The organism is Rhizobium mayense (assembly GCF_030272705.1).
In the GTDB taxonomy this organism is placed as follows: Bacteria; Pseudomonadota; Alphaproteobacteria; order Rhizobiales; family Rhizobiaceae; genus Rhizobium; species Rhizobium mayense.
Genome location: NZ_JARFYM010000026.1, coordinates 22578 through 37082, shown reverse-complemented (window position 1 = coordinate 37082; position 14505 = coordinate 22578). Strand labels below are relative to the sequence as shown.

Genomic DNA, 14505 nt, shown 5'->3' with positions numbered 1-14505 from the left:
CGGCAGAACGACCACGCGATATTTTTATCGAATTAATCGACATCCGTAACGAAAGCGTCACGGGCGGATGCATAGATGCGGCATCTCTGCGAACCTGCCAACTCGTGAACCCGCCAACTCGCTAACCCGGATGTGACGATATCGCCATGTTGAAGCCCTTTTTGATGACTGCCGCCGCCGCTCTTCTCGTCGGCTCCGCTGCCCGCGCCACGGATATCGGCACGGTGATCGACGTTCCCTGCCCCTTCGGTGACTGCAAGGCGGGCATCAGCCTCTCCTATCTCGGCGAATACGACATTGCGACAGGTTTCATGGAAAACGGCGCTGAAGTCGGTGGTCTCTCGGGCATCGATTTCGATCCTTCGACCGGCCACTACATCTCCATCAGCGACGACCGCTCCGAAAAAGCGCCGGCGCGCTTCTACGATCTCGACATCGATGTCAGCGCCGCCGGCCTCAAGGGCGTGACCGTTCTCGATCACGTCACTCTGAAGGACAAGAACGGCCAGCCTTTCGCCATTCGTACGGTCGATTCTGAATCGATCCGCATCGGCAAGGACGGCATCTATTGGAGCAGCGAAGGCGACGGAAAGGCACTTCTGCCGCCTTTCGTGCGGGTCGCCAATCGCGACGGCAGTTTCGTGCGCGAACTGCCGCTGCCCTCGGGCTTTGCGCCGACCGCCGACAAGAGCACGGGCATCCGCGATAATCTCGCTTTTGAAAACCTGACCTTCCTCTCCGGTGGCGACCTTCTCGTCGGCATGGAATCCGCGCTCTATCAGGACGGGCCGATGACGACCCTGACCAACGGCGCGCTCGCCCGCCTCATTCGCTACGAAGCGGCCACGGGCGAGCAAAAGGCGCAATATGTCTATCCGGTATCGCCGATTCCGCAGGCGGCTGCCAAACCCGGCGGCTGGAGTGACTTCGGCATGTCGGAGATCCTTGCGCTGGACGACCGGCACGCGCTGTCGATCGAACGCGGTTATGCGCAAGATGTCGGCAACTCAGTCGTCATCAACATGTTCGATCTCGACGGCGCGACCGATGTGTCGAACATTCCTTCTCTGGCCAAGACCGATCAGCGCATCGTGCCAGTGCGCAAAACGCAGGTGATGGATCTGCGCGCGCTCGGTCTTGCGCCCGATAACATCGAGGGTGTCACCTTCGGCAAGGCGAAGGACGGCACGGATGTGCTGATCTTCGTTGCCGACAACAATTTCAATCCGACGCAGAAGACGCAGTTCTTTGCCTTCAAGGTGATCCGTCGGCCGCAATGATCGGCGGTCCACTCTCGCATCGGTAGTCGTCCGGCTGTCACGACAACGGATTATATAGGCTTTCGGGTGGTGGCCCTTGAAACAGCCTAGATCATACCCCATAACCGGTTGATCTAATAAAAAGAGTGAAGCAAGTCCGGTGGGTGTATTCGAACGTCATAAGCCGAGGGAACCGCGGTGGCTCGGGCCGACCGCACCCGCCCGCATGGCCCTTATTCCGTCGATTTCAGCAGCGCGTTGGCTGCTGATCCTGATTGCGGCTGCCGGCATCTATTTCTTCTACGGTTTTCTCGTCCCGGTGCTGGCTGCCGCGGTGATCGGCTTCGCTACCTGGCCGCTCTACAGTGACCTCGTACGCCGCACCAACGGCAATACGACGCTTGCGGCGACCATCGCCATCGCCTTTATCGTGACCTTCCTGGTGCTGCCGATCGTGCTCTCGGCCATCTATATGGTCGGCGAAGTCCGCGAATGGTTTGCCTGGGCGGTGCACGTCAACCGCGACGGTGCCCCGCCGCCACAGTGGATACTGGCGCTGCCGATCGTCGGCTCCTGGCTTGGCGATCAATGGACGCAATATGTCGGCAGTCCAGGTTCCATCGGCGAACTGGCACAGCTCGTCAGCGGCGCTCACATCGGCAATATCTACCGGGCAGTGCTTGCCGCCGGCGGCGGCGCCTTCCATGTCGTGCTGACGTTGCTGTTCATGCTGATCGCCCTGTTCTTCATCTACCGCGATGGGGCGAATTTCGTCCGACAGGTCGATCTCTTGGGTGAACGCATCCTGCCGAACCGCTGGGAGCGGATCTCTCGCGTGATCCCCGCAACGATCAGCTCCACGGTCATGGGTATGACACTGATCGCTATCGGCGAAGGCGTCGTGCTTGGTGTCGCCTATTGGATCGCGGGCGCGCCTTCGGCGGTCACCCTCGGCGTTCTGACCGGGGTCATGGCGCTGGTGCCCGGTGGCGCGCCGCTGTCCATGTCGCTGGTCTCCATCTATCTGATTGCCAGCGGCTCGCATTGGGCCGGTATCGGGCTGTTCATCTGGGGAACCGTCGAGCTTTTCGTTGTCGACAAGACACTGCGGCCGAAGCTCGTTGGCGGTCCGATCAAGCTGCCCTTCCTGCCGACCTTTTTCGGCCTCGTCGGCGGCGTCAAGACCATGGGTTTCCTTGGTCTTTTCATTGGCCCAGTGCTTATGGCCATCATCGTCGCCATCTGGCGTGAATGGATCCGTGAGGCGGAATTGACCGAGGAACAGCACGCCCAGGAGCCGGAACTGCAGCTGCGTATCCGGGATGGCTCTGACGGCTGATAATAGCGCCACGCTCTCATTTGAACGCGGAAAAGTCGCTCTAAACATTTGAAGCCAGGCTCATCAGCTTTTCGGAAGCGTCTTTTCCATGAACAGGCTAAGCGGATCAGCCTCGTAGCTGCCGAAAGGTTCAGTCTCGGTGTAGCCTGCCTTGCGATAGAGCCCGATTGCCTCCGGCTGAAGTACGCCGGTTTCGAGCCGTAGTGCCGTCAGATTTTTTTCTGTCGCCGTCTCTTCCAGCGCTTCCATCAGCATCTGCGCCACCTTGCGTCCCCTGGCCAGCGGGTCGACAAACATCCGTTTGATTTCTGCGGTTCCATCATCCGCCTCGACCAGCGCGCAACAGCCGACAATATCGCCATCGAGCCTTGCGACCCAGAAGGTCACCTCGGGCCTCTCCAGTGACTCGAGGTCCAACAAGTGATTGCTTTCCGGCGGATAGAGCGATTGTGCATAAGCACTCGACATATCGAGGAGACGGATAACACCGTCCTGGCGCGGTGATTCAATGGTAATGGTCAGCGGCAAGGTAAATCCCAAAAGACACATGCACGAAAGATATCACGCTGCGGCAAGAGCCGCCAGCGCGGCAAATGTCCGCGCCGTCTGTCGCCGCTCGGCATTGGCGAGCTTCTCCACCATATCGAGCAGTTGAATTGCAGCGGCGGGAGATTGTGCGGCAAGACGGAATTTACGCATCAACCGGGCCGAAACATGTTCCAGCATGGTGCTGCCATCCTTGCGCGACGCCTCACGCCAGATCAATGTCGCCTCGACGAAGACGGTACTGATGTCGCGCGGCAAGCCTGCGGACTCATAAAGCGCGCGGACGGCAAAGACGCGGCCGGTGGAAAGGATGGAGCGGACGCGTCGTTCGTCACAGGTGGAAAGGTTGGTAATCGCGCTGGCAAAGAAGTCCACTTTGCCAGAACAGAGCGCATGCATGAGGAAGGCCGGCGTCAACCAGCCGGCCTGCCGCAGGTGCTCGACCAAATCGGGAACATCCTCGTGCTGTACCGTCCCGGCCATGGAAACCGTGGCAGCCTCGCTGGCCTCGCGACTCACATGTTGCAATCTGGCCGCGCCAATCATGGCCTGGACCAGATTTGAGCCTGCCAATGCCTCGCCGACATGCCGCATCAGCAGGTGGCGAACATCCGAAGGCAAAGCGTCGCGATCAAGAAGCAGACCGCGGATCTCGGCGCTGTCGCCAACGCGCTCGGTAATCCGTCTCAACGACGCGCGCGACAAAGAGGCGCCATCGTTTTCCAGCAGGCAAAGGATTTCGATCTCGCCGCCGATTTCTGCAAGTGCGGCGGAAACCGATCGCGACACTCGCCCGCGCGAGGCGATCAAGACACGCGTCACGCTGCTGCCGCGTAGCACAAGGTCGACAAGATCGGCTTCGGTGAACACCGGCGACAAAAGAATGACCTGCCCGGCGATCTCAGGTTGGTCCTCTGCCAGAGACAGGATGACGTTGCGCGGGGCATTCGGAGAACGCGCCACGGCTTCGGCAAGGGCCGCGCGTACGCGCGGCGACGGATCGTCGAGCAAATACGTCATCGCCATCTCGGCGGCGGCACGCTCTTCTTGCGGCATTTCCGATTGCAGATAAGCGCGACCGAGAGCATTGGCCGCCCTCGCCCTGCTCTCTGCCTTGGCGGTCTCGGCCCAACGGAGAAATGCTTCTATGATCACGTAACGCCCCGATATCGGCGGGACGATTCCCGACCCGCAAACTCACATCAGATACGTTAGTGATGAAAGGTTTACGGGTCGTTTACCTTGTTTATTAACCACTAATGCGCCAACGAGACGGCGCCCATATCATGGCGCTATCGGCCGCAGCAGTTCGAAGACGTCGCTGCCCTCGCTGTAGTCCATATAGCCCATGCGCGCGACAGGCCGTGCGAGCGCCATGTCGAGCCGGCCATTCCGAATGATCGTTTCATCGATATGGATGCCGACGACCTGTCCGAAGACCATGATATTTTCCGATGGCTCGCCATTTGGGCCCTTGGGCCGCATGACCTCCGTCACCCGGCATTCCAATACGGCGAAGGCTTCGGCGACATAGGGAGCGTCGACCAGCCTGCCGGGTTTCGCGGTCAGTCCGGCCAGCGAGAACTCGTCGGTGCCATAGGGCACGGCGATAGATGAATGATTCATCTTTTCGAGGAGGTTGCGGCTGACGAGATTGACGGTAAAGACATTGGTTTCCTCGACATTGCGGACGCTGTCTTTACGGCCCATCGACGAGAACATCACTAGCTTCGGCCGGTCGCTGACCGCGTTGAAGAAAGAGTAAGGCGACAGGTTTAGCGAACTGTCCCTGCCCTTGCTGCCGATCCAGCCGATTGGCCTTGGCGCAACGATGGCCTTGAAGGGATCATAGGCCAAGCCATGCTGATTTGTGTCTGTCGTGTAGAACATCACGTGTCCTCGCCGCCGATCCAGGTCACGGTCTCCGTCAATTCCGGTCGCGGGCGTTCCGTCGACGGGAAGGTCGAAGAGCCGATATGGATGAAGCCGGCGACCTTTTCTCCCGGTTGGACCCCAAGCAGCGGATAGGCGCGCTCGTCATAAGCGAACCATTCGGTCAGCCAGTTTGATACCCAGCCATGCGCATTGGCCGAGATTAGCAGGTTGAGGCAGAGCGCACCGGCTGACATCAACTGTTCCCATTCCGGAATCTTGAAATGCGGCCCCGCCTTGCTGACGACGGCGATGACGACTGGAGCGCGGGTAAAGCGCGTGCGCTCGACCTGGATCATCTCTTCGGACAGGTCAGGCTTGGCTTCCTGCGCCAGCTTCAAAAGCTCTTCGCCGATCCGCGCCCGCTCTTGGCCGCGATAGACGATGAATCGCCAGGGGGCCAGCTTGCCGTGATCCGGGACGCGTGAAGCGAGCCGCAGGATATCTTCGATTTCGGCCTTGTCTGGGCCGGGTTCGGTCATTTGAAAAGCAGGAATGGATCGGCGCACCGCCAGATAGTCGACCAGCTTGATATCGGTTTTCATGGAATGATTGCTTTCATTTTCATGCGCGGGAGGACGTGGGTCTTGAATTTGCCACGGCATTGGTCTTGAAGTGGCCTGTGTTTTACCGGAAGTCAATCGGGTGGGAACTCATGTCAGGCATTTCATCCGCGCGCCTTTTGGTCACGGGTTTCGCGATATTCGCGACCCTGAGCACCATTGCCTCGGCGGAAGATGCCTTCAAGGAATTCAAGCAGCTCGACGGCAGCGTGAAGATGCCGAAGCTCAACGCGTTCATCGCGCCCGGCGGCGAACATTCCTCCGGTCAAACGCTGCGCGACGTCTCGCTCGAGGCCAAGCTGGCGCCTGACGCCGGCGCGCAATTGCAGGGCCTTTCCTGGTACGTCTTCAGTCCTTTCGCCGGCGCTGACGGCAAGCTGCCGCTGGTCGCGAGCTCGAAAGGCGGTTCGGCGGCCTTCCATCTCGCCCCGGGCGATTATTTCGTCAACGTCTCATTCGGCCGCGCCGGCGTCACCAAGAAGTTGACCGTGCCTGAAAGCGGCGTACTGCAAAAACAGACCATGGTACTCGACGCCGGCGGCATGGTGCTGAATGCCGTCTCCGGCTCCGACGTACGTATTCCGCCGGATGAATTGAGCTTTTCGATCTATTCCAGCGATGCGAAGGAAGACGGCGAGCGCGGCCTTGTCATGTCCGATGTCAAGCCGAACACCCTGGTGGGCCTCAGCGCCGGCACCTATCACGTCGTCTCCGAATATGGTGCCGTCAATGCCGTCATTCGTGCCGATATCCAGGTGGAAGCCGGCAAGGTGACCGAAGCGACGATTCAGCACAGAGCGGCGAAGATCACTTTCAAGCTGGTGTCGGACAAGGGCGGAGAGGCGATAGCCGATACCGCCTGGTCGATCCTGACCTCCGCCGGAGATATCGTCGGGGAAAGCCTCAGCGCCTTCCCGACCATGGTGCTTGCGGAAGGCCAATACACCGCGGTTGCCCGCAACAAGGACAAGATTTACCAACGCGACTTCACTGTCGCCGCCGGCACGAATACTGATATCGAAGTGCTGATGAAGGAACAGCAGCCGCAGGACGCCAACGACCAGCAGCCGGCGCAACAGCTCCCTGTTCCACCGCCGCAAATACAGCGGAACCAGGTGCCACAGACGCAGACACCCGCCGCGAGCCAACAGCATCCGTTGCCGACTTACGAGCAGTTGGCACCGACCGCCGGGGAAGATGGCGACAGCATGGATTGACGCTGCCGCAGCGCCGGTACATGGCACTGAGCGCGGGGCTAGCTGGCTCTTTTTCGCAGCGCACGCTTCGGTGGCGCCATCGAAAACACCGCACCGTAGAGCTTCGACAACAGATCCTTGCGATCATTGCCTTCGTTAAGCGCCTCCCAGCTCATCAGCCCGCCGACATGCGCGGTGATGGTGCTACCGGAAAGACGGCGGAATTCTCGGATCAAAAGGGATAAACGCAAGGTTAGCGACACGCGACTGGCGAGATGGAACAGCCGGCCGTTCTGTCCCTCGAAATAGACCGGAAGGACGCTGGCTCGCGCTGCCTGGATGAGCTTGGCGGGAAAGATCTTCCACGGCAGATCCTCGGCGCGTCCGAAGCCTTTCTTGGCTGTGGCGACGCCGCCGGCCGGAAAGACAATGATCGTCGTACCCTCTTTCAGCAAGCGAACTGCCTCGTGGCGCGTCTTCATGTTCATCGCCATCGCCTCCTTGGTTTCCTCGAAGGAGACCGGCAGCGAATAATCGGCCATCTCGGGCACTTTCAGCAATTCGTTGTGGATCAGCACCTTGAAGGGTCTACCAAGCTGCTCGGCGAGCGCCAGGATTGCGATGCCATCACCGATGCCGAAAGGATGATTGGCGACGATGACGATCGGCGCTTCGGGAATCGTCTCCAGCGGCCAATCGCCTTTCACCGCGAGGCGCACGTCGATGAGATCGAGCATCTTGCCGAAGACGCGCTCGCTCTTGCCGACAATATCGCTACGCCAGATGTCGTAGAGCCGGGCATAGCGATCGCGGCCCGACAGGCCCTCGATCGAGCGGATGAGCCAGCGCCTGATGCGCGTATCCCGTTCATTGGCGTAGGATAATTCTTTGAAATCCAAATCCGCGACGGGCTTCCCCGCTCCTCGATCTCATAGGGTCGCATGTCAGGCAGGGCGTGCGGCGACGAAGCAACACTCTGATTTAACAGATATATTAAAGTTCGGTGTCAGTTATCTGACGGCGCCCTGAGGACGCCGTCAGACAATTTCTGATATCAAGCGACTTTGGCCCGCTTGGCTTCGCGCTTGCGCAGGATATCCGGCGGCGTGGCTTCGATCGAAAGCGATGCGATAGCTTCGTCGAGCGACATTGCCGTCTGCTGCTGGCTACCGAGGCGCCGGATGTTGACCGAGCGCTCCTCGGCTTCCTTCTTGCCGCAGACGATGATGACGGGAACCTTCGTCACTGAATGCTCGCGGATCTTGTAGTTGATCTTTTCGTTGCGGAAATCGGTCTCGACATTGAGCCCGGCGTCGCGCAGCGCTTCTGCTACTTCGTTGCCGTAGTCGTCGGCTTCCGAAGTGATGGTCGCGACCACCACCTGCTGCGGCGAGACCCAGAGCGGCATATGGCCGGCGAAGTTTTCGATCAGGATGCCGAGGAAGCGTTCCATCGAGCCGCAGATGGCGCGGTGGATCATCACCGGCTGCGTCTTTTCGGAATGTTGGTCGATATAGAAGGCGCCAAAGCGTTCCGGCAGGTTGAAGTCGACCTGCGTCGTGCCGCATTGCCATTCACGGCCGATGGCATCCTTCAGCGTATACTCGAACTTCGGCCCGTAGAACGCGCCCTCGCCCGGCAGAATGCCGGTCTTGATGTTGTTCGACTGCAGCCTGATGGTATCCAGCACATTCATCATCACGCTTTCGGCGCGATCCCAGAGCTCGTCGGAGCCGACGCGCTTGTCCGGACGAGTGGACAGCTTGATCGTGATCTCGTCGAACCCAAAATCCTTGTAGACCGACAGGATCAGATCGTTGATCTTCAGGCATTCGGCGGCCATCTGCTCGTCGGTGCAGAAGATATGCGCATCATCCTGCGTGAAGCCGCGGACGCGCATCAGTCCATGCAGCGCGCCTGAGGGCTCGTAGCGATGCACGGCTCCAAATTCCGCAAGGCGGATCGGCAGTTCGCGATAAGACTTCAAGCCATGCTTGAAGATCTGGATATGGCCGGGGCAATTCATCGGCTTCAACGCAAAGACGCGATCGTCGTCGGTCTCGTCGCCGGCGACGGTGACCTTGAACATATTATCACGATACCAGCCCCAGTGACCGGAGGTTTCCCAAAGGGACTTGTCGAGCACCTGCGGCGCGTTGACTTCCTGATAGTCGTCGGCAAGTCGCCGGCGCATATAGGACACCAGCGTCTGGAACATCCGCCAGCCCTTGCCATGCCAGAATACGACGCCCGGACCCTCTTCCTGGAAATGGAACAGGTCCATCTCGCGGCCGAGGCGGCGGTGATCGCGCTTCTCGGCTTCGGCCAGAATATGCAGATAATTGTCGAGATCGGCCTGCTCGGCAAAGGCCGTGCCGTAGATGCGGGTCAGCATCGGATTGTTGCTGTCACCGCGCCAATAGGCGCCGGCCACTTTCATCAGCTTAAAAGCAGAGCCGATCTGGCCGGTGGAAGCCATATGCGGCCCGCGGCAAAGGTCGAACCAATCGCCCTGATAGTAGATCTTCAGGTCCTGCCCTTCCGGAATGGCATCGACGAGTTCAACCTTGTAACGCTCGCCCTTGGATGCGAAGACTTCCTTGGCCTTCTCGCGCGACCAGATCTGCTTGGTGAACGGCGCATTGCGCTGGATGATCTCGCGCATCTTCTTCTCGATGACCGGCAGGTCGTCGGGCGTGAAAGGCTCGTTCTTGGCGAAGTCGTAGTAGAAGCCGTTTTCGATGACCGGGCCGATGGTCACCTGCGTGCCGGGCCACAGTTCCTGCACTGCTTCCGCCATGACGTGCGCCGCATCATGCCGGATCAGCTCCAGCGCGCGGTCGTCGTTGCGGGTGATGATTTCGATCTTGCCCTCGGTTACAGGGTCGGAGAGGTCGCGCACGGTGCCGTCGATCGCAACGGCGACGGCCTTCTTGGCAAGCGACTTGGAAATGGATTCGGCGACATCCCGGCCGGTTGCGCCAGCATCGTAGCTGCGCACGGATCCATCGGGAAATGTCAGGGAAACGGATTGGGACATCGAAATTCTCCTTGTCCAGTCCCGCCAACGAATGCGGGTGGTTTAATGGAAGCGGTCAATCAGTGTTTTTGAACGCGGTCGCCTGATAGCGACATTTAGCGATTTAGTAAAGGAGAAGCCGCTCTAACGCCCAATCATCTCGGCCAATCCGCGCACCGTGTTCCAGTTCCGCAACGTCCCGACGCCGAGGCGTTTGGTGGTGAGCGCGGAGAGCAGGCGGGTTTCGCTCGCCTTTCCGCCGAAATCGATCCATAGATCGCCATCGACGATAGCCATGCGCTCGGTGCTGCGTTTCCTGTCGAGCATGGCGATGACGGAGGGGGCGAGCCGCTCGCGCATAACGCGGACGATGACCTCGCTGTCCTTCTCATCCTTGAACGGATTGCCGGCGGCAAGTTTCAGCCATGCCTCCGCATCACGGCCGATAATGTCGACTGATTTGCCGAAAGCCGCCGCAAATCTCGCCTCAAGCAGCGCCTCGATCTCAGCGACTGGCTGTTCTTCCGCTTCGAAAACAAGATTGCCGGTGGCAACGAGGGTTCTGGTGTTGGAAAAGCCGAGTTCCTCGGCCATTGCCCTGAGGTCGCTCATGACCACCCTGCGTCCGGCACCGAGTACGATGCTATGGAGCAATGCGACGTATGTCTTCATACCGCTCCGGCCGGCTTCCGGCCGATGGTGAAATAGCGCCAAGGCGTCCACCAATGGTAGCGATTTTCCAGCGTCTCCGGCACAGGGTCGAGCCCGCTGGTGCCGCCTGGCCCGCATCGTGCCACCCGGAACAAGGTCATCCAGCCGCCGACCCACAGGCCATGACGGGCGATCGATTCGTAGCCATATTCCGAGCAGGTCGGGATATGACGGCAGGAATTGCCGATGAAACCGGAAAGGGTCAGCTGGTAGAAGCGGATGAGGCCCATGCCGAGAAGCCGATCGGGCGTCTTGCGGAAGGGACCGGAATAATTGCGGGAACGAGGTGATATGCTGCTGTCGTTGGGCGGTATTTTGTCGCGCCTCAGCCTTTTGGAGCCGGTAGCCGCTCCTCCCTCGTCTTCCTCATCTTGCATGGAGCAGAGATGGCACATCGCCCGCGGCCTTTGATCAAACCGCTTCCGCCGTCACGGCCCCGTTAGGCGCGCGCGCCGTCTCGATCTGTCCGACAGCATCCACGACGGCGTCGAAGGTCAGCATCGTAGAGGCATGGCGTGCCTTGTAATCCCTGACCGGCTTCAAATAACGCATGTCCTCGAAGCGTCCGTCCGGCCCCTCGCCGTCCGCCTTCAGCATCGCAAGCATATCTTCGCGCGCCTTGCGCAATTCGGCAGCAGTGGCGCCAATCACATGGCGGGCCATGATCGAGGAAGAGGCTTGTCCGAGGGCGCAGGCCTTGACGTCGTGGGTAAAATCGGTAACGACATCGCCGTCCATTTTCAGCCAGACCTTGACGCGCGATCCGCACAGTCTGGAATGGGCCTGAGCGCTTGCATCGGCGTCGGAAAGGCTGCCGATGCGTTCGATATTGCCGGCAAATTCCAGAATCTTGCTGTTGTAGATGTCGTCCATCATCGATCTTGCTCCGATGTACCCGTTGTGCGTTTCAAAACAAAAAAACACAGCGTGTCGCGTTAGGACACTTTCACAGGGACAATGCCATACTATATGTATGTCGTTTGAAGGCCACGAAATTGCAATGGTCTTCTGTAAGTTTGATGGGAAACCGTGCAGGACGGCAGGCTTGTCCGCCAGCCAGAACGCCCCGGAGCCCGCCAAAGGTACATACTTCTCCATGTTTCAGGGGAATGCCAGTGGCGAGTCCGACAAAATAAGATCTGCAGCGCAGATCAGGAGACCACAGGTAATGGACGCCATTGTAAAGAATTTTCCGCAGGCACTTGAATCCAATCCGGAATTGGACCGACCGTCCCAAAAGGAAGCCGAGGACGCCGTTCGCGTTTTGCTTCGTTGGGCAGGCGACGATCCGCAGCGCGAAGGCCTGCTCGATACGCCCACGCGCGTCGTCAAGGCCTATCGCGAGCTCTTCGCCGGCTACGATATGAACCCCGAGGACGTCCTCGGCCGCACCTTCGAAGAGGTTTCCGGCTATGATGACATGGTCCTCGTGCGCGACATTCCGTTTTTCTCGCATTGCGAACACCATATGGTGCCGATCATCGGCAAGGCGCATGTCGCCTATCTCCCGAGTGGCCGCGTTCTTGGCCTTTCGAAGATCGCCCGTGTCGTTGAAATTTTCGGACGCCGCCTGCAGACGCAGGAGGCCATGACGGCCCAGATCGCCAACGCCATCGACGAGACGCTGCGCCCGCGCGGAGTGGCGGTGATGCTCGAAGCCGAGCATATGTGCATGGCGATGCGCGGTGTTCAGAAGCAAGGCTCGTCGACGTTGACGACCACCTTCACCGGCGCCTTCAAGGCCGATCCGGCCGAGCAGGTCCGCTTCATGACGATGGTCCGGAGCCGCTGATAGGGCTTAAGGGAAAGAGTCGGAGATGAACCTGGTATTCAACGAGCCCTCCGCAGACAAATCCGAACTTGAGGATGCCGGAGATTTCACCCCCCGTTTCGACGATCGCGGCCTGATCACAGCGATCGTTACCGATGCTCATGACGGTGAACTGCTGATGGTCGCGCATATGAATGCCGAGGCCCTGGCACTGACCATAAAGACAAAAACAGCGCATTACTTCAGCCGTTCGCGCGGAAAAATATGGAAAAAGGGTGAAACCTCCGGAAATCTGCAGACGGTGAAGGAGATGCGTACCGATTGTGATCAGGATGCTATCTGGCTGAAAGTTGAGGTCGCCGGTCACGACGCGACGTGCCATACTGGACGACGTTCCTGTTTCTATCGCACTGTCGAGCTGGAGGATGGAAAGCCGGTGCTCAACGTCGTTGACGATCACCTGCATTTCGATCCCGGCGAGGTCTATGGGCACTAAGCACCGCATGCCGACTGAGCAAGCAATAAAAAGTATACGAATTGGAAACAAAAAAGGGACAGTATTTTAGCAAGAGGCAAGTATAGGCCTCGGAGGGTACCATGTTGAATTGGGGGTTGATTCGTCAGAGCGCCGGACAGGTTCCTGTGGGTTCGGGTCCAGCCATCTCGCCCAACATTCCTGGCCCGCCCACCGCCTCTGTTCCCCCCAAAAAAGTAAAGATCGCTTTGGCGCTCGGCGGAGGTGCTGCCCGCGGTTGGGCGCATATCGGCGTGCTGCGCGCCCTGAACGAGGCTGACATCGAGGTCGGCATGATCGCGGGCACCTCCATCGGGGCGCTGGTGGGCGGCTGTTATCTCGCCGGCAAACTCGACGAACTGGAGGCCTTTGCCCGCTCGCTGACCATGCGTCGCATCGCGAGCCTCCTCGATCTTACGATCGGCGGCAGTGGCCTTTTTGGCGGCATGCGGCTGACGAAGCGCATGCAGGAACATCTTGAAGGCTTTTCGATCGAGGAACTTGACCGACCCTTCGTTGCCGTCGCCTCCGAACTGAATACCGGCCATGAGGTCTGGATCGCCAATGGTTCGCTGATCACGGCGCTGCGGGCTTCCTATGCCCTGCCCGGTATATTCGAGCCGGTTCGCACCAACGGGCGCACGTTGGTCGACGGCGCCCTGGTCAATCCCGTGCCTGTTTCCGTCTGCCGCGCCTACGAGCAGCCGCTCGTGGTCGCCATCAATCTGCATTATGACCTTTTCGGCCGTTCCGCCGTCGTCAAACACACTGCGGGTCCGCTGCATGGTGAGCAGCAACGCCGCGACGAAGCGCCCTATACCAAGCTCGGCATGACCGGCGTTATGGTGCAGGCTTTCAACATCATCCAGGATCGGATTTCCCGCGCTCGCCTTGCCGGCGACCCGCCGGATCTGGCGCTGCACCCGCGCCTTAGCGACATCGGTCTGTCGGAATTTCATCGTGCCGGCGAAGCGATCGACCGCGGCTACGAAGAGGCATCGACCCGGCTTACAGAGATCAGGCGCATGCAGGAAGCCTTTGCGCGCTAGGCGCAAATCTATGCCGATCGATGCGATCTGATTTCGCCCCGGCGAACACATAGATCCGCGAATGCCGCACCACCCGGCCCTTCGCTTTGGGCTTACAGCGCTCGTCGCTGCAATCGACCCAACTGGGTCGATTGCTTCGGCCATGCCGAACCGCTTCTCACCCTCACCCTGCGATATAGGCCTTGATCTGTTCAGTCTCGAGCTCGATTTCGCGGATCCGCCATTTGACGACGTCGCCGATCGAGATGATGCCGGTAAGCTTGCCTTTTTCTTCGACTGGGACATGACGGAAGCGGCGATGCGTCATCAGCTCCATCAGCTCATCGGTGGTAGTGTCTTCCTTGCAGCGGTGCACCCTCGCCGTCATCAGCGAAGCGATCGGCTGGTTGAGGCTGTCCGGGCCGTGCTTGGCGATTGCATTGACGACATCGCGCTCTGTGAAGATGCCAGAAATCTTGCCTGCCACTCCCATGACGACGATGGCGCCGATGCGATTCTCGTTCAGAATCTTGGCGGCTTCTGCGAGGGTCGTATTAGCCCCGGCGGTAACGACATTGCGACCCTTGGCATCAAGTATGGCTTTTACGGAGACTGACATTCGATCCT

At 59.5% G+C, this 14505-nt stretch carries 16 protein-coding genes; 6 read left to right on the top strand and 10 right to left on the bottom strand.

What is annotated here, in order from left to right:
- Window positions 1-146 precede the first annotated feature (146 nt).
- Window positions 147-1280 (top strand): esterase-like activity of phytase family protein, encoded by a 1134-nt coding sequence (locus PY649_RS24900; protein ID WP_285871490.1) that lies wholly within the window; start codon window positions 147-149, stop codon window positions 1278-1280.
- Window positions 1281-1419: 139 nt separating this feature from the next.
- Window positions 1420-2598, top strand: a complete 1179-nt coding sequence (locus PY649_RS24895; protein ID WP_285871489.1) for an AI-2E family transporter — start codon at window positions 1420-1422, stop codon at window positions 2596-2598.
- A gap of 63 nt (window positions 2599-2661) precedes the next feature.
- Here the strand turns inward: PY649_RS24895 and PY649_RS24890 are convergent, their stop codons facing one another.
- The 4 genes from PY649_RS24890 to PY649_RS24875 form a co-directional block, all read right to left on the bottom strand.
- A complete protein-coding gene (locus PY649_RS24890; protein ID WP_432761403.1) occupies window positions 2662-3066 on the bottom strand; it encodes a GNAT family N-acetyltransferase in 405 nt (134 codons plus the stop codon).
- Between the two features lie 93 nt (window positions 3067-3159).
- Window positions 3160-4314, bottom strand: a complete 1155-nt coding sequence (locus PY649_RS24885; RefSeq protein WP_285871569.1) for a DUF2336 domain-containing protein — start codon at window positions 4312-4314, stop codon at window positions 3160-3162.
- Window positions 4315-4428: 114 nt separating this feature from the next.
- Window positions 4429-5034, bottom strand: coding sequence for a flavin reductase family protein (locus PY649_RS24880; protein ID WP_285871487.1), 606 nt, complete (start codon window positions 5032-5034; stop codon window positions 4429-4431).
- Window positions 5034-5621 (bottom strand): nitroreductase family protein, encoded by a 588-nt coding sequence (locus tag PY649_RS24875; protein WP_285871486.1) that lies wholly within the window; start codon window positions 5619-5621, stop codon window positions 5034-5036. Before PY649_RS24875 ends, PY649_RS24880 begins: the two co-directional genes overlap by 1 nt.
- A gap of 110 nt (window positions 5622-5731) precedes the next feature.
- Between PY649_RS24875 and PY649_RS24870 the strand changes: the two genes are divergently transcribed.
- Window positions 5732-6856, top strand: a complete 1125-nt coding sequence (locus PY649_RS24870) for an RgsD C-terminal domain-containing protein (protein WP_285871485.1) — start codon at window positions 5732-5734, stop codon at window positions 6854-6856.
- 38 nt (window positions 6857-6894) lie between these two features.
- On the opposite strand, the gene PY649_RS24865 is transcribed toward PY649_RS24870, so the two are convergent.
- From PY649_RS24865 to PY649_RS24845, 5 genes are all read right to left on the bottom strand, one after another.
- Window positions 6895-7734 carry a lysophospholipid acyltransferase family protein gene (locus PY649_RS24865; protein ID WP_285871484.1) on the bottom strand — a complete coding sequence of 280 codons (840 nt, stop codon included), beginning with the start codon at window positions 7732-7734 and terminating at the stop codon, window positions 6895-6897.
- Window positions 7735-7889: 155 nt separating this feature from the next.
- Window positions 7890-9875 carry a threonine--tRNA ligase gene (thrS, locus tag PY649_RS24860; RefSeq protein WP_285871483.1) on the bottom strand — a complete coding sequence of 662 codons (1986 nt, stop codon included), beginning with the start codon at window positions 9873-9875 and terminating at the stop codon, window positions 7890-7892.
- Window positions 9876-9998: 123 nt separating this feature from the next.
- Entirely contained in the window at window positions 9999-10526 is a 528-nt protein-coding gene (locus tag PY649_RS24855; RefSeq protein WP_285871482.1) for a DUF1697 domain-containing protein, read from the bottom strand.
- The gene (gene yidD / locus PY649_RS24850) at window positions 10523-10960 is read right to left on the bottom strand and encodes a membrane protein insertion efficiency factor YidD (protein WP_285871481.1); all 438 of its coding nucleotides are present in this window, start codon (window positions 10958-10960) and stop codon (window positions 10523-10525) included. The genes PY649_RS24855 and yidD overlap by 4 nt, the downstream gene beginning before the upstream one ends.
- 16 nt (window positions 10961-10976) lie before the next feature.
- A complete protein-coding gene (locus PY649_RS24845) occupies window positions 10977-11438 on the bottom strand; it encodes an iron-sulfur cluster assembly scaffold protein (RefSeq protein ID WP_285871568.1) in 462 nt (153 codons plus the stop codon).
- A 295-nt stretch (window positions 11439-11733) separates the two neighbouring features.
- On the opposite strand from PY649_RS24845, the gene folE reads away from it, so the two are divergent.
- The 3 genes from folE (at window position 11734) to PY649_RS24830 (ending at window position 13899) form a co-directional block, all read left to right on the top strand.
- Entirely contained in the window at window positions 11734-12357 is a 624-nt protein-coding gene (folE, locus tag PY649_RS24840; RefSeq protein ID WP_120704233.1) for a GTP cyclohydrolase I FolE, read from the top strand.
- Between the two features lie 25 nt (window positions 12358-12382).
- Window positions 12383-12832 (top strand): phosphoribosyl-AMP cyclohydrolase, encoded by a 450-nt coding sequence (hisI, locus tag PY649_RS24835; protein ID WP_120704234.1) that lies wholly within the window; start codon window positions 12383-12385, stop codon window positions 12830-12832.
- Between the two features lie 101 nt (window positions 12833-12933).
- Window positions 12934-13899, top strand: coding sequence for a patatin-like phospholipase family protein (locus tag PY649_RS24830; protein ID WP_285871480.1), 966 nt, complete (start codon window positions 12934-12936; stop codon window positions 13897-13899).
- Window positions 13900-14062: 163 nt separating this feature from the next.
- On the opposite strand, the gene PY649_RS24825 is transcribed toward PY649_RS24830, so the two are convergent.
- Window positions 14063-14497 (bottom strand): CBS domain-containing protein, encoded by a 435-nt coding sequence (locus PY649_RS24825; protein WP_285871479.1) that lies wholly within the window; start codon window positions 14495-14497, stop codon window positions 14063-14065.
- Window positions 14498-14505 lie beyond the last annotated feature (8 nt).